The 15,936-nt window shown below is 65.9% G+C and carries 22 protein-coding genes, 1 tRNA gene and 1 pseudogene; 9 read left to right on the top strand and 15 right to left on the bottom strand.

Translation table 11 applies throughout. The features are described from left to right. Positions 1–55: 55 nt before the first annotated feature. A complete protein-coding gene (locus NQ151_RS08415) occupies positions 56–898 on the bottom strand; it encodes an SDR family NAD(P)-dependent oxidoreductase (protein ID WP_257527719.1) in 843 nt (280 codons plus the stop codon). A gap of 73 nt (positions 899–971) precedes the next feature. Here NQ151_RS08415 and NQ151_RS08410 point away from each other — a divergent pair, with 73 nt between their 5' ends. Both NQ151_RS08410 and NQ151_RS08405 read left to right on the top strand, forming a co-directional pair. Continuing rightward, positions 972–1,562 carry an asparagine synthase gene (locus NQ151_RS08410; protein ID WP_257507796.1) on the top strand — a complete coding sequence of 197 codons (591 nt, stop codon included), beginning with the start codon at positions 972–974 and terminating at the stop codon, positions 1,560–1,562. Positions 1,563–1,642: 80 nt separating this feature from the next. Continuing rightward, positions 1,643–1,715 (top strand) — tRNA-Arg (locus NQ151_RS08405). A gap of 115 nt (positions 1,716–1,830) precedes the next feature. Here the strand turns inward: NQ151_RS08405 and NQ151_RS08400 are convergent. The 14 genes and pseudogenes from NQ151_RS08400 to NQ151_RS08340 all read right to left on the bottom strand — a co-directional run bounded on the left by NQ151_RS08400 (position 1,831) and on the right by NQ151_RS08340 (position 11,093). Then, positions 1,831–3,036, bottom strand: coding sequence for a tyrosine-type recombinase/integrase (locus NQ151_RS08400; RefSeq protein WP_257527718.1), 1,206 nt, complete (start codon positions 3,034–3,036; stop codon positions 1,831–1,833). 35 nt (positions 3,037–3,071) lie between these two features. Further along, positions 3,072–3,347, bottom strand: a complete 276-nt coding sequence (locus NQ151_RS08395) for a hypothetical protein (RefSeq protein WP_257527717.1) — start codon at positions 3,345–3,347, stop codon at positions 3,072–3,074. 1 nt (position 3,348) lies between these two features. Next, positions 3,349–3,609 carry a DUF5641 domain-containing protein gene (locus tag NQ151_RS08390; RefSeq protein ID WP_257527716.1) on the bottom strand — a complete coding sequence of 87 codons (261 nt, stop codon included), beginning with the start codon at positions 3,607–3,609 and terminating at the stop codon, positions 3,349–3,351. Positions 3,610–3,626: 17 nt separating this feature from the next. Continuing rightward, the gene (locus NQ151_RS08385; protein ID WP_257527715.1) at positions 3,627–4,322 is read right to left on the bottom strand and encodes a recombinase family protein; all 696 of its coding nucleotides are present in this window, start codon (positions 4,320–4,322) and stop codon (positions 3,627–3,629) included. Further along, positions 4,319–4,858, bottom strand: coding sequence for a DUF4314 domain-containing protein (locus NQ151_RS08380; RefSeq protein ID WP_257527714.1), 540 nt, complete (start codon positions 4,856–4,858; stop codon positions 4,319–4,321). The genes NQ151_RS08385 and NQ151_RS08380 overlap by 4 nt, the downstream gene beginning before the upstream one ends. Beyond that, a complete protein-coding gene (locus NQ151_RS08375; protein ID WP_257527713.1) occupies positions 4,855–5,304 on the bottom strand; it encodes a hypothetical protein in 450 nt (149 codons plus the stop codon). The genes NQ151_RS08380 and NQ151_RS08375 overlap by 4 nt, the downstream gene beginning before the upstream one ends. A 227-nt stretch (positions 5,305–5,531) precedes the next feature. Beyond that, positions 5,532–6,155 (bottom strand): hypothetical protein, encoded by a 624-nt coding sequence (locus NQ151_RS08370; protein ID WP_257527712.1) that lies wholly within the window; start codon positions 6,153–6,155, stop codon positions 5,532–5,534. 51 nt (positions 6,156–6,206) lie between these two features. After that, positions 6,207–6,296 (bottom strand): annotated as a pseudogene (locus NQ151_RS16760) (hypothetical protein); the annotation flags it as partial. Positions 6,297–6,477: 181 nt separating this feature from the next. Then, entirely contained in the window at positions 6,478–8,844 is a 2,367-nt protein-coding gene (locus NQ151_RS08365; RefSeq protein ID WP_257527711.1) for a DNA primase family protein, read from the bottom strand. A 79-nt stretch (positions 8,845–8,923) separates the two neighbouring features. Further along, positions 8,924–9,148 carry a MerR family transcriptional regulator gene (locus NQ151_RS08360; protein WP_257527710.1) on the bottom strand — a complete coding sequence of 75 codons (225 nt, stop codon included), beginning with the start codon at positions 9,146–9,148 and terminating at the stop codon, positions 8,924–8,926. A 281-nt stretch (positions 9,149–9,429) separates the two neighbouring features. Continuing rightward, positions 9,430–9,942 carry a hypothetical protein gene (locus NQ151_RS08355; RefSeq protein WP_257527709.1) on the bottom strand — a complete coding sequence of 171 codons (513 nt, stop codon included), beginning with the start codon at positions 9,940–9,942 and terminating at the stop codon, positions 9,430–9,432. A gap of 74 nt (positions 9,943–10,016) precedes the next feature. After that, positions 10,017–10,592: a hypothetical protein gene (locus NQ151_RS08350; protein WP_257527708.1), complete on the bottom strand. Its 576-nt coding sequence runs from the start codon at positions 10,590–10,592 to the stop codon at positions 10,017–10,019. 13 nt (positions 10,593–10,605) lie between these two features. Further along, on the bottom strand, positions 10,606–10,872 hold the full coding sequence (locus NQ151_RS08345; protein WP_257527707.1) for a hypothetical protein: 267 nt from the start codon (positions 10,870–10,872) through the stop codon (positions 10,606–10,608). A gap of 32 nt (positions 10,873–10,904) precedes the next feature. Further along, a complete protein-coding gene (locus tag NQ151_RS08340) occupies positions 10,905–11,093 on the bottom strand; it encodes a hypothetical protein (protein WP_257527706.1) in 189 nt (62 codons plus the stop codon). Between the two features lie 194 nt (positions 11,094–11,287). Here NQ151_RS08340 and NQ151_RS08335 point away from each other — a divergent pair, with 194 nt between their 5' ends. From NQ151_RS08335 to NQ151_RS08305, 7 genes are all read left to right on the top strand, one after another. Beyond that, on the top strand, positions 11,288–11,947 hold the full coding sequence (locus NQ151_RS08335; RefSeq protein ID WP_257527705.1) for a hypothetical protein: 660 nt from the start codon (positions 11,288–11,290) through the stop codon (positions 11,945–11,947). Between the two features lie 54 nt (positions 11,948–12,001). Beyond that, complete coding sequence (locus NQ151_RS08330) at positions 12,002–12,535, top strand: hypothetical protein (RefSeq protein WP_257527704.1); 534 nt, start codon at positions 12,002–12,004, stop codon at positions 12,533–12,535. Positions 12,536–12,697: 162 nt separating this feature from the next. Then, positions 12,698–13,402: a DUF5343 domain-containing protein gene (locus tag NQ151_RS08325; protein WP_257527703.1), complete on the top strand. Its 705-nt coding sequence runs from the start codon at positions 12,698–12,700 to the stop codon at positions 13,400–13,402. Continuing rightward, positions 13,399–13,878, top strand: a complete 480-nt coding sequence (locus tag NQ151_RS08320; RefSeq protein ID WP_257527702.1) for a TIGR02391 family protein — start codon at positions 13,399–13,401, stop codon at positions 13,876–13,878. The genes NQ151_RS08325 and NQ151_RS08320 overlap by 4 nt, the downstream gene beginning before the upstream one ends. A 273-nt stretch (positions 13,879–14,151) precedes the next feature. Then, a complete protein-coding gene (locus tag NQ151_RS08315; protein WP_257527701.1) occupies positions 14,152–14,922 on the top strand; it encodes an SDR family NAD(P)-dependent oxidoreductase in 771 nt (256 codons plus the stop codon). Positions 14,923–15,034: 112 nt separating this feature from the next. Continuing rightward, entirely contained in the window at positions 15,035–15,475 is a 441-nt protein-coding gene (locus NQ151_RS08310; protein WP_257507798.1) for an Hsp20/alpha crystallin family protein, read from the top strand. A gap of 82 nt (positions 15,476–15,557) precedes the next feature. Further along, positions 15,558–15,920 (top strand): VOC family protein, encoded by a 363-nt coding sequence (locus tag NQ151_RS08305; protein WP_257507799.1) that lies wholly within the window; start codon positions 15,558–15,560, stop codon positions 15,918–15,920. The last annotated feature ends 16 nt before the right edge of the window (positions 15,921–15,936 follow it).

Genomic DNA, 15,936 nt, shown 5'->3' with positions numbered 1-15,936 from the left:
TACGCAAAAGGCAGCTATGTGATCGCTAAGACAGCCCCTAGTCGCCGCTTCGAGTTCACCGCGCGATGGGCGTCGTGGTATCCACCGCGTCCCGCAGTGGTCGGCGCATCACCGCCCAGTAGCGCGTCGGTGTCACGCGGGTGAGCACGTCCACGAGCCGCGCCTGGCGACCGACCATGGTGCGCGGGCGCCGGTGGATCGTCGCGGCGATGATGCGGTTGGCGGCGTCTCCCGGCTCGGTGCGGTACATCGCGGACTGCGCGGCGGCTGCCCGGGCGGCGATGGCCGGGTCGAGCGCCGCGGCGTATCGGCCCCGCAGGATGATCCCCGTCTTCACGCCGGCGGGGTAGATCGCGCCTACCGAGACGGTCGAACCCTCGAGCTCGTGCCGCAGCGCCTCGGTGAACCCCCGCACGGCGTACTTGCTCATCGCGTACGGGATGCGCCCGGCGGGGGCGGCCAGCGCGTAGATCGAGACGAGGTGGGTGATGTGGGCTGCCGGGGAGAGGCGCAGGGTCGGCAGCAGCGCCTGGGTGATGTTGACGGTGCCCCACAGGTTCACGTCCATCAGCCACCGCATCTCGGCCATCGTGAGCTGGTCGATCGACCCGAGCATGGACGAGCCGGCGCAGGTGATGAGGGTCTGCACGTGCCGGTGGGATGCCGCGATCTGCCGGGCCACGTCGGCGACGGCGTCGTCGTCGGTCAGGTCCACGACGTGCGTGGTGTGCCCGGAGCCGGCCAGAGTGGCCGTCACGGCATCCAATCCGCCGGCGTCGTGGTCGATCAGCGCGACGCGCGCGCCCCGGGCGGCGAGGCGTCGGGCCACCTCTGCTCCCATGCCGGCGGCGGCCCCGGTGATGACGCTCGTCGCGTCGCGGACGTCGAGTACTGGCATCCCGGCCCCTTTGCTGGTTTCCTGCGTCGATTCTGGCGCATCCGCCGCCCTAGGATCGTTGCAAGGGGGTGCCGTGGCGCAGCGCAGGAAGGCGAAGCACGACGACATCGTCGCCGAGGGTCTTTACATCGCGTCGGCGGCGACGCGGCTGGCGCTGAAGAACCGCATCCTGGTGGATATCCTCACCGGTGGTCAGGACTTCAAGGTCGAGCAGTTCGTGCCGCACGCGAAGGAGACCCTGCTGGATCTGGCCGAGGAGGCCGAGGCCGACGCGGAGCGCGCCGAGCGCGAGCGCAAGGCGGCGAAGGGCCGTCACTCCGACTCCGGCGGCACGCACGACTACCGCAGCAAGGACGTGCGCAACCTCCGCAAGCGGGTGCGCCAGTCCCGGCACATCGCCAAAGAGCTGCGCGAGCGATCCGAGAACGCCGAAGAGCTCGAGAAGCTGGTGGAGGATGCCAGGGATGCGGCGTGGTCCGAGGTCGCCAAGAACATCGACCGCACGCTGAGCATCGAGGCGGCACGGCCGGACCTCGAGCCCGACTACGGGCAGATGCGCCTCGCGCGCATGCAGGCGCTGCGCATGGTCGACCTGCCGAAGCTGCGCGCACATCGCCGCGCCGTGGAGCGCGCCGTCGCCGACCGCGGCGCAGCCGACGGCTGACGCGCCGACACGGGGCCGATTCGCGCACCGTGCTCACGTCGGGTAGGCTTATCGACGGCCCGAGCGAGAGCAAAGGCCATGCGCCCGTAGCTCAATGGATAGAGCATCTGACTACGGATCAGAAGGTTGGGAGTTCGAGTCTCTTCGGGCGCACACTGTGTTGAGACAGTAAGAAGGCCGGAACTACGCGGATCGCGTGGGTTCCGGCCTTCTGTCTTGTGTGGCGGGTCTTGGTCGGTCCGGAAGGCGAACAGCTCCGGAACAGCTCCTAGCTCCCGACCGCGCGGAGCTGCGTGACCGGGGCGACCTGCTCTCGCGCCCGGGATGCTGCGGCGTCGAGGGCGTCCATGTCGTCGCTGTCGTTGAACAAATGCGTGTAGGTCGAGTCGGTGATGTTGATGTTCGCGTGGCCCATCCACCGACTCACCTTGCGAATGTCATAGCCCGCGTCCGCGCACAGGCTCGCGAAGTAGTGGCGGAGGTCGTGCCACGTCATGCCCTCGATGCCGAGACTGGCGAGCACCGGCTTGTAGTAGTAGCGCTCCATCGAAGGCGCGTCGAACTGGCGGTCGTAGTCGAGCAGACGCACGTCGCCCGCGCCGCCTGGCACCCGTCCTGGCCACAGTGGCGCGTCTGGCTCGTTTCGGCGTGGGTGCTGGGCAAGGTACTCGGTCAGCTCCCCGATGAGCGAGCGCCCAAGCGGCACATCGCGGGAGCCTCGCGCCGTCTTGGGCGTGCCGACCGCCCAGCCACCTTTGACGCGGGCAACGGTGCGGCGGACTTGCACGTGGGGCGAGCGCCCGAACAGCCGCACGTCGCCGACCCGGAGCGCAGCCATCTCGCCTTGGCGCAGGCCGGTGCTGGCTGACATCCGCACGATCAGGCCGTACGGCTCGAAGGCGTCCATCGCGGTTGCGATCGCGGCGACCTCGGCGGGGTGGAAGAAGCGCCGTTCGACGTGCGGCACGCGCGGCTTGTCGATGACGGAGCAGGGGTTCGCGGTGATGAGACGGTGCTTGACCGCGTAGGCGAACGCCTTGGACAGGGCGACGAACGCGCCGTGCACGCTGGCGGGGCTGTAGCGCTCGCCGGTCTTCGGCGCGATCTTCGTCTGCATGTCCGCGATCCAGGCCTCAATCTCCATGCCCGTGATCGTGGCGATGCGCTGATTCCCGAATACCGGGTAGATGTGCAGCCTGTAGGCCATCTCGTAGCCTGCGGCGGTCTTGGGCTTGAGGCGGTGCGCGCTCGCCGTCATCGAGGCCTCGGCCACGTCGCGGAATGTCTTGGAGTTCTTCACGAGCGCGTCGGTGCTGTTGCCGTCTGCAATCTCGTTTTCGACGCGGAGGGCGAACCGCTCAGCCTCGCGCTTGTTCGGCAGGGTCTTGCGTTGGAACTTGCCGGTCGCGTTGCGCCAGCGGATCGTGTAGCTCTTGCGGCCGTCTTGCAAGGTGTTCTCTTCGACGAATGCCATGAGGTGCTCCTTGGTGAGGAATCGGGATTGCGGATTCAGTACTCGCCGGGGAGTGCCCGGTCGAACATGTGGATGGGGTTGAACTTGCCGAGGAACCAGCTCTTGCCGGTGGCGCGTTCCCAGACGTAGTTGCCGTGGATCGTGACGCTGCCTCTCGCCGAGTTGAGCTGCATGATGATGACGGGGTGGTCGAAGTCCTCCATGACCACGTCGCCGACGCGCAGTGCACCCGCCCGCACCCGCTCGGTGTCGGGGCGCAAGTTGAACTCGGTCCCGAGCGACTTTCTGAGAGGGAGCGGGCGGGTGCGCACGTCAGACCGCCAGGACAGCGGCGCGGAACTCGCGCGTGGCGGGCAGGTCGCCCAGGAGTCGAGGCTCGACGCCTCCGCCTTCGTTCGCGTTGACGACATAGACGCGCACTCGGCCGTCCGGGATCGGCACCAGGTCAGTCACGCGGGCGGCGTGCGTGGGAATCGGCAGGCCAGGACGGCCCTTGCGCTCGCGGAGGAAGACGGTGTCTCCGACTTCCAGCGCGCCGACAGTCACGACGGCTCCGGGGTTGTATTCGGCCATGATGTTGCTCCTTCTGTTCAGGCGGCGTGTGCCGCGCTGGTCGGTTCCTTGGTGAGGCTGGTGGCGTCGGCGGTCGCCTTGGCCGAGAGGCGCTTCTGCACCTTCGCGACGGTGTTGACGGACCACGGCTCGCCGGTCGCGGTGGTGAGGCCGTCTGCATTGAGGGCGTCGGCGGTGGCCTGGAGGGTCAGGGTGAGGCGCAGATGCAGAAGGCGCTCGGCGGTCGTGGCCGGCAGCGCAGAGGGGACGCCGAACCGCTGGCCTCGACGCTTTGCGGCCTGCATGGCGGCGCTCGTCCTCGCGCCGATGATCTCGCGCTCCCACTCGGCGACCGACATCATCACGTTCGCGACGAGCCGTCCGGTCGGCGTCGAAGTATCCACGCCCAGGTCGATGGCGACGACAGACCACTTCCGCGCGTTGGCAAGGGCCAGCAGGCCGGAGAAGTCGTGCACGGAACGCGAGAGGCGGTCGAGCTTCGCCACGACAATGCCCTGCACGTCGCGCTTCTTGGGGTGCAGACGCGCGAGCGCGGCCTGGAGCTGTGGGCGGTCGAGCGACTTCGCGGAGACACCGGCGTCCTCGTACCAGACCACATCCCAGCCGTGGCTGTCGGCGTAGCGCTGGATGGTGTCGCGCTGGGCTTCGAGGCCGAGGCCGGATTGTGCCTGCTCGTCGGTCGAGACCCGCAGGTAGCCGATCATGGTGGTCATCGGTTCGTCTCCTCGGTCGGTGCAGATGCGGATGCAGCGGGATAGGTCTGCACCATTGGCTGGGGTTGCCAGCGCTCGTGCACCAACTCCCAGCGGTCGACGCCGGGGATGAGACCCAAGATTGAGCCGTTGCCCCAGGCAATGTGCAGCGTTCCGGCGTCGTCCGTGTGGAGGATGCGGCCGGTTGCGCCAGGGGTGAGGCGGGTGTGCGGGTCGCTGGTCGAGATCAGCCGCACAAGGCGTTCGGGAGTCTCGTCGTACAGGTCGCCCTCGACGTAGCGGGCGCGAGCACCGGTGTTTGGGTGTCGCGCGGTGTACAGATACGTGGCCTCGATGAAGTCGATACGCCAGCCCGCGTCGTGCAGAGCGTCAGAGAGCTGGTCGTCTGCACCATCGCCGAAGAAGGCCTGACCGCTGCTGGGCGGCTCGAACGTGTCGAGGATCGCCTTGAGCCCCGCGAAGGTGTCAGGCCGCTCAGTGCGCACGCGAGTGAGGGTCGCGTCGTATGCGACCCAGTAGGCCTCGATGCCGCTCACGCCTGGGCCTCGATGTCGATGTGCTGCTGCTCGGCGATGACGACGCCCTCGGCCGTGGCGACTGTGCTGCCCTTGGTGGGGCGGCGAGGAGCGCGCTTCACTGTGGCCTTGGGTGCAGCCTTCGGGGTTGCCTTCGGTGCGGGCTTGTCGGCCTTGGGCTCAGCTGCCTTCTTCGCGGCGGCGGCTTCACGCTCGGCTCGCGCCTTGGCCTTCGCCGCATCCTGTGCAGCACGCTCCTTGGCCGAGTCCGCGATGCGCTTCTGGTTGGCCGGGGTCTTCTGGAACGTCGAGCGGAGTTGGCTACCGATGTAGACGCTCATCGGGTCGACCTTGTAACCCGTCTGCTCGGTCAGCCACTCGGCGTACGCGGTGATGACGGGGCTGACCTCGGCCGGGATGCGGTGGGCCAGGGGAGCGGTCGTCTTGGAGTTCTTCGTGGTGGTCATTGCGTTCCTTCGGTGGTGTCGGTTCGAACGGATGTTCGGATGTCCTGACGAGAGAAGAATGCCTGAAGGGGACCCAGTAGGCAAACTGCTTGGTGTACCGGCGAGTCATGGCGCATTGTGCTCAGCACTCGCTGGGCCAGGGAGCCAACGGGATGGCCGTACCCCTCCCGGGGTAGCCGGAGGCCGTTCTCTTGTGGGAGCGGCCATCCTCGTGTGGCTCCGGTGCGCTACCGCTTGCGCCTCTCGCCCCGACCGTCCGTCATGGTCGCCTCGGACGTGCGCGCCCGCCGCTCGCCGGTGCCTCGGGAACCGGCAGCTCGCCCAGCGGCCTCGGCTTCCTCGGTGGTCGCCCCGTTGTCGAGCGCGGCCAGGTACGCGGCGCGAGCGATGGTCGGGTCCACGAGGCTGGTTGACGTGGACTGGTGCTGGGCGAGCGCTTCGGCCTCCAAGCGCTTCCGCTCGGCGGCGCTGAGTCCGGTGCGGTTCATGCGCCTGCGTTCCTCGGCACGACCCTGCTCGACCTCGGCAAACGCGCGCCGGTCGTGGCGGTTGCCGTCGTACACGGCGTCGGGGTCGCGCGGCACGAGCGGAGTGCGCTCAGCTTCGAACTCCTCCACGACGTACGCATCCTCGACATAGTCGCCGTGGTCGTCCATCACGAGGTCTGCAACCACATCGGACGTGATGTCCTCGAAGGTGCGACCCTTCTCCACGGTCAGCTCGACCGCCTGCGTGCCCGACAGGTTCGCCCGGTCGAGTCCGTCGCGGATTGCAACCAGCCGTGCAGCGACCGGCTGCTTGTCGTCCAAGGCGATCTTCAGCAACGCCGCCATGAGATTGTCCGCCTGCATCAGGAGCCGTACCTGAGCCGCCCTGCGTACCTGCGGGGCTGAGCCTCCGTGCATCCGACACACGCTCGCGCCCTTGACGGCATAGTTCAGACACTGCGTTCCATTCCGCCTCCGTGCAGTGCATACGGTCCCCGAGTCCATACGGTCCAGACCTGATTTCGTCATGTCATCTCTCCAACTTCTGTTTCTCGATCGATATGTGTTCCTAGTGGTCATTTGGTCTGCCGGACCGGGCGGGCTGGGCTTCGTGAAACTTCTCCTCGGGAGGCTCATAAGGGAAAAGTTCTCCGTAGGGCGGACCGCCCGGTCCGGCGTGCGTAATTCATGGGTTCTGCTTCCATCGCAATCCCGACCAGATGCGCTGTTTGCCAGTGAGCGGGGCGTCGTCGGAGGGAGTCTTGAAGCGAGGTCCGTTGACGGATCGTCCGGGGCGAGACACATCGAGCGAATCGACGCGCGGACGGGAGCGATGCACGCCGTGATCCTTGAACATCGGGTGCTCCTCGAAGCGATCGGCGTAGGTGTTGTTCGACCAGCCCTGCTTGTTGTGGAGCTTCGCCCAGGCGTCGAAGGTCTCCCACAGGTCGTTGGCGAGGACGACGCCGGTCTTGTCGAAGACCAGGTGCTCCTCGGCGAACTGCATTACGTCGTCTGCGAGCAGTCGCCAGGCATCCGTCGCCGCCACGATGGCGTCGGGAGCGGGGTCGGGCGTGCGCATTCCGAGCGAGTACCAGCGGCGGGCACCCTCAACCAGCCACGCCAGCACGGCCTCCTCGGGAACCGTGCGGAAGTGGTGCCGCAGTGCTGGGTCGCCGCGCTTCTCTCCGCGCTTGAGGGTCGCGGTGCGGACGAACCGATACGGGAACACGATCATCTGCAACCGACGCCAGGTGCCGTGGTCAGTCTCCGTGACCGGTGGGCGGTGGTTCGACGTGACGAACATGGTGTGTGTCGCTTGCCACACGACCGTCTTGCCGTAGAGCGGACGACCGTCGAGGGTCGCCGTGCCGGCCACATCCTTGAGGCGCTTCGTGCTGAGGCGTCCGCCCTGAGGCATCTCCTCCAGCACGACGAGCCGCTTCCCGCGAAGCTCCATCATCTCGGGCACGGACTCACCCGGCTTGGCGAGCATCACCTTCTCGGGCACCGGTCCCGCGAACGACCCCAGGGCGAGCTTGATGCCGTCGAGGATGCTGCTCTTGCCGTTCTCGCCGCCGCCCTGGAGGAAGGTCACCTTGTCGTGATCGGGCGGGAAGCCGGTGATCGCCTGTCCGAACAGAATTTGCACGTGGTCGTGCAGCTCTTCAGGCAACGCTTTGAGCGCCTTCGTCCATCGGGCGGACACGGCCTTGGGGTTGTAGTTGACGCGGGTGATCGCGGTGAAGCGATAGGCGTCGCTGTGCGGCTCGATGATTCCGGTGCGCAGGTCCACGACGCCGTTGGGCGTGTTCAGGTGGTTGGGATGGTTGTCCCATGCGCCGTAGGACTCCTCCAGAATGCCCTTAAGCAGCGCCGCGACATTCTCGATTCGTGCTCGCTTCAAGAGCGCCGTGATTGCGGTGAGATTGGTGCTCTTCGCCAACTCCATGTCGAAGACTCGCTTCAACTCGATTCGCACGGCCTCGACCACTGCGGTGGAGGACGACGGCTTCCAAACCGTTCCCTTGTTCTCCAGCCAGTCTTTGAGCTGCGAGACATAGGCGAACTGACCCCGGAACCGCTCACCGACGTACACGGCCAGCGGGCCATCTTCGAGCGACGGTGCACCCTTGTCTTCGCCCTTACCCGACGGCTTGCGCGGCTCCCGCGACCAGGCTTGCTCGAGATTGACCTTCGCGGCGGATTCCGAATATGGCGGGTCGTCGTCGTCCTCCACGGCCTGCTGATACGCCTCCACGATGGGCCATGCCTCGTCCTGCGTGTAGCGCTCGTCGCGGAGCTGGCACGCCAGCCACAGCCCGGTGTTGTCGCGTCCTTCATCCTCGGACTTGTCGAGCGCCATCCGGAGCAACTCGGTCGAGTCCCGCCGCGAGGTCTGACCGTGGATCGGTGAAGCCTCGATCAGCTCCAGCAGCTCCTCGGTAGTGCGACCGGCCTTGAACCAGTCGTTGAGGTCTGTGCCCTCGGGGAGAGAAACGACGCGCAACTCTCGAACGGCTGGCGCGAGAGCTGCGACCCACGACTTCGTTGCTTTGCGTCCAGCGGCGTCCGCATCGAGTGCGAGGGCCACCCGGCGACCGGCGAGATGGTCAAGGCCGAGCTTCGGCACGCTGCCTTCGCCATTGGACCCGAACACGACGGACATGCCGCGTGATGCAGGCGCGGCCCAGTCGAACTCGCCTCCGCCGACTGTGACCCAGGCGTCGTCATCCGCGAGGAGGTGGATTCCGGCGAGCCTGGTAGGGCTGCCCTGGCCGCGCGTGTTGATCGTCTTTGGGATGTCGCCCTTCGGATTCGGAAGGTGAAGTCGAACGTTGACGACATCCCCATCGGCATCACGGACGGGGATGCCGATGCGATTGCCGACGCGGTGCCAGCCTTCGGACTCGGCGAACTCGCGACTGACTCCGCGCTCGGCGATGTAAGCGAGGTCGCGGGCTGACAAAGGGGCGAGCTTGGGTGGTGTGGGCGGCGGGGTCGCGACCGCCTTCGCTCCGGTCAGCCGGATCGTGCGTGTGCGTGTACTCATGAGCGAGCTCTCTCAGGTCGTCCTTGGTGAGACGGAATCGTGATCGGGAATCTCGGACGGGGTCACTTCACCCGCGCGCTCACGACGGCACACCACCCTTGGCGGGGATGCGGCAGGACTCCAGATAGGCGTCGAGCTGCTGGATCGAGTACCGCACGACGTTGCCGAGCCGGTAGTACTCGATCTTGTGTTCCCAGCGAGCGCGGTCGAGCTGGGAGGCGGTCAGGCCGGTGTACTCCATGGCCTGTGGCTTGTTGAGCAGGCCGCGGGATGCAGGGTGCTCAGAGGTGGATGTGGCGTCCATTGCAGATTCCTTAGATGAATCGCACTCCGCGAGTCGCGGCGCGCATCAAGATCGCGACATCGGTGATGTCGAGATGGATGCGCCGCCTTTTCTCTCAGCGGGCTTCTTGCCGGACGCCTCCGGGCTTTCGCCAGTCTCCTGGACTTCTTGCCGAGTCTCCTCGGTCTTCTGCCGCCTTTGCTTATCAGCGGACTTGTGCCGGCCACCCGGCGCTTCGCTCCGTCCCCGGAGCTGGTCTTGCTTGCCTGCGACGCGGACGCCGCTGGACTTGAGAGGTTACCCTACGCCATTCGCAGGGCGGCGCGGGGCGCGACCCGTTTGAGTGCCGTGGTCAGTCTCACTGTCTCGAACTCGAACGGGTCGGCGCTAGTTGGCATGGAGCACCAAAGCTGGGTGCCGCAGACCGACAGCCGATCGATGCCGCGCAGCACGTCGAGTCCGAGCAGAGGCATGTTGCCGCCGCGTCGACCGTCGCCGTGGAAGAACAACGCTTGGAAATTCAGTGCCATCTCGTAGGCCGACAGGCTGTAACCGCGTCGATCCTTCCAAATCGCGGCGCGGATCGACGCCTCGGTAACGAGGCCTCGGGTGGTCGGTCGCCACGTCTTCGCCGGGGCCGCGTGCAGCTCCAGCGTGGCGAGAGCGATGGCCGGCAGTGCCAGCATCTTGGTTCGCGGGGTCAAGCCCAGTTCCGGCTCGCTCTCCACTTCCCAGAACACGTCGTGATAGGGGTCGAGCGGGGTCGTCAGCGGAACAAATGCCTGGTCAGGTAGGCTTGTTGCTAGGGATGACATGTCGTGTGTTCCTCTCATAGGGTGATGTTCAGATGAGGGCCGGTGCCAGTGGAAGGCACCGGCCTTCGTCATGCTCAGGGGCGACGTGGCCGCAGCGGCCGGAAGCTGGAGTTGGGCATCTTGGCGATGACTTTGTTCTGGACACGGCCATAGGGGTCCTCCATGTTCGGCAGGTGGCTTTCCTCGATCATCTGAAGCGCGCGGACCACCTTGGGGAGCGCCATCGTGATCGCCTGGTTCTGGAGCTGCTTGAACCGCTCGGCGAGCTGGCTGGCGGGCGTCCCCCTTTCGAGCTGGGTGACCAGGTTGTTGAGCTGGGTCACGATGCCCTCGGTGGACTCGAGCAGGCCGGGGGGCACGGTGTCGCTACCCTTGCGCTCGACCTCATCGATCAGGTGCTCGGCGCGAGCGGCCATGCTTGCCTCCACGGGGCGGACGCGGTCGAATGCGGCCTGGTCGATGTCCATGACCGCCTCGATCTCGGCCTGGCGGTTTCCGTACTGGGCTTCGCGAGCGGCGATGCGCGGGCCATCGAGCTGATTCGGACCGATGACGTTGACGATCGTTCCGCCCATGTCGCGGTAGCGGACGTTCTCTTCGGGCTGCACGTCCGGGGTGATGGACTCGGGGCCGGTGACTTTCGTTGCCATGATGGGGTTCCTCTCAGATGCGGCGCTGGTTGCGCTTGTTGGTCAGATTGTCGATGCGAGCCTGTGCGGCTTCCTTGCGGTCCTCAGCGTCCAGTGCGTCGGCGAACTCGCTCAGCGCACGGTCGATGGCGGCTTCGGTACGAGCGATGGTCGTCTGGAGGCTTTTCTGCACCCGGCGGAGCTTGACCTCGGTGCCGGACGTGGATCGCGGGTAGGCCGGGAGGCCGGTGGCTTCATCGAACTGCTTGTGACTCGCGTCGATGATGTATTTCGCGGGCATGGTGTTCCTTTCGTTGGGTTGGTTTCGAACGCCTACGCGGCGCTCGTCTCGGTCACCGGCGCATTGGCGAGTGCGGCGGCGAGTTCGGGGTTGGTTTCGGCGAACTGCTGCAAGCCGATGAGGATCGCCTGGCGCAGGATCGCCGCCTTGCTCACCCCACCGCTCGCGGCCACGAGGTCATCGACCGCCGCGCCTACCTCAGCGGGAATCTGGGTCTTCACGGACACGCTGCCTTCGGGCAGTGTGCGGCGGCGTCCTCGGGGCATTTCAGCTGCTCTCATTTGGTGGGTCAGTAAGTTAAGTCTTCCCTGCCGGTGGGTCGCGCCGCTTGAGAATCAGAGAATCCGATGGAATACCATTCCGCCGCTGATCTGGGACTTTGCAAGGCCGATCTTGCATGCGTCAGGATTACCCCATGAACCCTCCTGGGAATTCCGACATCGTCGCCGGTTTCAACGCGAGCATCCCCGATGCGGAAAAGGCCGTCGTTATGGCCGCGAAGAATGTCGCCACGTATGCCGATGTAAAAGGCGACCTTGACGTGCTGCGGCTTTACTCGAACGTCCAGTTCTTCATCACACAGGTCGATCTGGACATCCGCGTCAGCCTTCGCAATCTCCTCGCCGACCCGTCCGCGCGCATCACGGCGGAGAAGTATCTGGCCTTGGCACTCATCGAGGCCGAGCGAGGCGTCGGCATCTTGCTCAATCAACTTCGGGCGGCTGCAGGAAAGCAGCATGGTCGGCTCGCAACCTTCGTGGAGATAGACAAGTTCCAGGAAGCGCGCGACGCGATCGAGGCTCGCCTGAAACCCATGCGCGAGGACAAGCGGTTCAGCGCTGACCTGACGCTCATCCGAAACGAGGTCGTGGCCCACTTCGTCAGCAAAGAGTCGGGCGTCGAGAACTCGGCGAAGTGGGCGCTGTCGCGGGATGCGCTCGATAAAGGCGAAGACGCCATTCTCAGGAGCAAGATTGTGGAATTTGCCATCGCATTGTCGTTGGGCCTGCGCGAGCTGTCCCAGGGAATGACGAAGGCCACTGAGACCTGGATGAAGGCGAACGTGAAGGTGTGACTCCGCCATTCTGCGCGCGTCCGGCTTCATGCGAATGAATGCCATTCTGGACGCATGAGACTCGCTCCGAAGCTTGCCGTCGTCGTCGTGATGGCTTTTGCGTTGTCCGCCTGCGCACCCAGCACCCCGGCAACACCGTCTGCGACCTCCGAACCCGTTGCCTCCGCTCCACCCAAGACCGCGCCCTCTGAGGAGGTCACAGAGTGCCCACCGACGCCAATCGACGTCACGATCACCTACGAACTGGTGGTCGATGCGAGCGGCGGCATCACAATCGACGCGGCGTCAAACCTTCCGGATGGCGCGGCGTTGGGCGCGAGCTTCTTCGTGGAGGGCGGGTACTTCGCTCAGGACGAGGGAACGCTCGAAGACGGCAAGGTCTCCTTCGGGCCGTTCTCGGACAAGGGCACGCCGCTCAAGGGCACCTATGAGATGTCCATCACGTTGCCGATCGCGAGGAATCAGCCCGACAGCGTTCAGGCCTGTATCGGCTCGGCTGGCGAGCTGTTGACGGGACCGCTGGTGTCGGCGGAAGAGATCACCGGCGACAACGTCGCGAGCCTCGACGTGATCGTCACGGTGGAGTGACCTAACCGCCTGCCCTCGTGGCGAGGATGGCCAGAGACCAACGCAAACGGCGCGGTAGGGGAAGTTGCCCCGACCGCGCCGTTCTCGTGCGCCTACGCCCAGCGTGGGGTCCCGCGGATCGCCGAGTGGTCTGCGAAAATGCGGTCATCTCGCCCGCGCCCGATGGAGGACACCTTGGCCAATACCTATCCGTACATATCTGGCCCTGGCGCGCTCATAAAGACTTTGGAACAATTCCGTAAATCGTTCCCCAGCGCCGTCGACGCCGCCTATTTCAAGCGCATGGGAATTGCACCTGGTAACGAGTCCTACCTCATCAACGTCTTGCGTTTCCTCGGACTGATTGACGATGGGGGTGCGAAGGTCGAGGAAGCTGCCAATGCCTTCTATGGGAGTGACGAGCACTTTCACGAGGGTCTGACTGCGCTGCTTCAGAAGGCCTACAAGCCGGTGTTTGACGAGCTGGGACCCGACGCCTGGGTAGCGAGTCGCGAATCGCTGTCGCACTGGTTCCGGATGGTCGACAAGACGACCGACCTGATCGGCGGGCGACAGGCGTCTACATTCCTCACCCTCGCGGGTGTGTCGGGCAATGGTGCTCCTGTTGAAGCGCGGCCAGTGTCGAAGCCAACGGTAAAGAGCCCCGCGAAGACGCCACCAAAGAAGGCCGCTGCCGCCAGCGATGCGCCGCCGAAGAACGACGTTAACCAGCAGCCCTCAGGTAGTCCGATGCTGAACCACGGGGTGTCCAATGGTGGACCGATCGGGCTCTCTGTGCGTGTCGAGATCAACGTGCCGGTCGGAGCGACGGCGGAAGAGTACGACGCGATGTTCGCGAGCATCCGGAAGCATCTGTACCCGGCGTGAACCTAGACGATCTTGAAGAGCTTGCGCGGGCCTATCCCGCGCAAGCGGTTGAAGTCGAGGAGCGGCCAGCAGACTTGCACCCGTTCGAGGTCCGCAACATCCATCCCGACCTTCCCGCGAAGGTGCGCAGACAATACGACGATGGCTACTTCGATGACGCCACTTTCACCGCGTTCAAGTTCATCGAACAAGAAGTGAAGCGACTCAGCGGCCTCCGTCGCCTGACGGGCAATGCGTTGATGATGAAGGCATTCGATGAGAATGGCCCGGCGCTCCAGATCAACAGCGCCACAACGGACTCTGACCGTGACGAGCAGTTCGGCTATCGATACATCTTCGCGGGTGCCCAGTCTGGAATTCGGAATCCACGCGGCCACGAGGTCGACATTCCAGATGATCCCGACACCTGTCTGGACCATCTCTCAATTGCCTCGGCTTTACTGCGCAAGCTCGATGCCGCAGGTCTGCGGACGTGAATCAGCTCGGAAACAGCTCCGGCGCGCTCCCACGACGGCCTGCGACGACCTCCGAGAGTTCGCCGGGAAGGGCGGAAATACGGGGCTGAACGCGGGTCGGAGCGGGTAGCCGTTGGTGGTCGTAGTGCCACCCGTTCCCTCTACGGATCAGAAGGTTGGGAGTTCGAGTCTCTTCGGGCGCACACTGTGTTGAGACAGTATTGCCGCGGTCACCGCGGGGCCTTCGTTGTTCCCGGGCTGACACGCGCACCGCGACTGGGTTGAATGGATGCCATGTCGCGCCAACAGGGTTCGGAGCGGTCGTTCGTCGTCACCGGGGGAGCGCGGGGGATCGGCGCCGCCATCGCCGCGCGGCTCACGCAGGACGGGCACGTCGTCGTGATCGACACCGCGGACACACTTGGCGACTCGGCACGCCCCTCGACCGAACTCGTCACCGGGGACGCCGGCGATCCGGCCATCGCGAGCAGTGCGGCCGAGCAGGCCGAGTCCGTCGCGCCGCTGGCGGGGTGGGTCAACAACGCCGCGATCTTCCGGGACGCGTCCCTGACCACGGCGACCGCCGCCGACATCCTCGCCCTCATCGACGCGAACCTGCGCCTTGCCGTCACCGGCTGCCACACAGCGGTGGGCCACTTCACCCACCGCGATCGCCCCGGCGCGATCGTGAACGTCTCCTCCCATCAGGCGCAGCGCCCGGTGCGCGGGGCACTGCCCTACGCGACGGCGAAGGCCGCGATCGAGGGACTCACGCGGGCGGTCGCGGTCGATCACGGGCCGAACGGCATCCGGACTAACGCCGTCGCGCTGGGCGCGATCGCCACGGCCCGGCTCGATGAGTACCGCAGCACGCACCCCGAGGTCGACGCACAGCTCGCGGAACTGCAACCCCTCGGCCAGGCCGGCACCGCCGACGAGGTGGCCACAGTCGTGGCGTTCCTGCTGTCGGGCGCGGCGGCTTTCATCAACGGCGCGATCCTCCCCGTCGACGGTGGCCGGTCGGTCAATGGACCCGATCCCGAGGCGGCTGCCAGGCCCCGCTAACCCCTTGGCACTCTCGCTGCCGAGTGCTAATCTGGACTTACTTGAGTCAAGGAGACTCAAGTTTAGAGACCTATGGATGCCGGATGTCCGGCACCGCTCGAGAGGAGACGAAATGGCGACCTACGACCCGCTCCGCGACCTGGAGCGTTTTGCGACCAACCTGATGGACCCCACGCGTCGCGGCCCGCGGCAGATGCCGATGGACCTCTACCGTGAAGGCGACCACTACGTGCTTGCCGCCGATCTGCCGGGCGTCGACCCGGGTTCGGTCGACATCGACGTCGACGGCCAGCTGCTGACGATCCGCGCCGAGCGCACCCTCAACGTCGGAGAAGGCGTGAAGTGGATCACCCGGGAGCGCGAGGCCGGCAGCTTCCTGCGCCAGCTGAGCCTCGGGCAGGGACTCGACACCGAGCACATCGCCGCGACGTATCGCAACGGCGTGCTGAGCGTGAGGATCCCGGTCAGCGAGAAGGCCAAGCCCCGCAAGGTGGAAGTGACCACCGACGACTCGAGCCCCACGCTCGAAGTCAGCGAGTCGCACCAGGCGTAACGCGTCGCAACGACGCCACGGAGCCCCGGACCGCCCGTCCGGGGCTCCTTCTCTTCCGACAGCGCATGGGAGACTGCCCGACATGAAACTGCAGCAGGTGGCACAGCACGCCGACGACCTCGACCGTGCCGAGGCGTTCTATTCGACGCTGCTCGAGACTGAGCCCAGGGCGCGCTTCGACGACCCCGGGCTGCTCTTCTTCGACCTGGACGGCGTGCGTCTGCTGCTGGACCGCAGTGCGCCGTCCGCGCTGATCTACCTGCACGTCGACAACGTGCACGAGACCCTGGAGCGCCTCGCCGGGGTGGAGGTCGTCACCGCGCCGCACGTGATCTTCCGTCACGACGATGACACCCTGGGACCCAGTGGCCATGAGGAATGGCAGACCTTCCTGCGGGACTCCGAGGGCAACCTCGTCGGGCTCATCGCGTTCCAGCGTCCCTGAACACCCGCCCGAGAGG

This window comes from Microbacterium sp. zg-YB36 (genome assembly GCF_024623575.2).
GTDB lineage: Bacteria > Actinomycetota > Actinomycetes > Actinomycetales > Microbacteriaceae > Microbacterium.
Note: the sequence above shows the minus strand (reverse complement) of the source record. Positions and strands in the feature narration are given on the sequence as shown.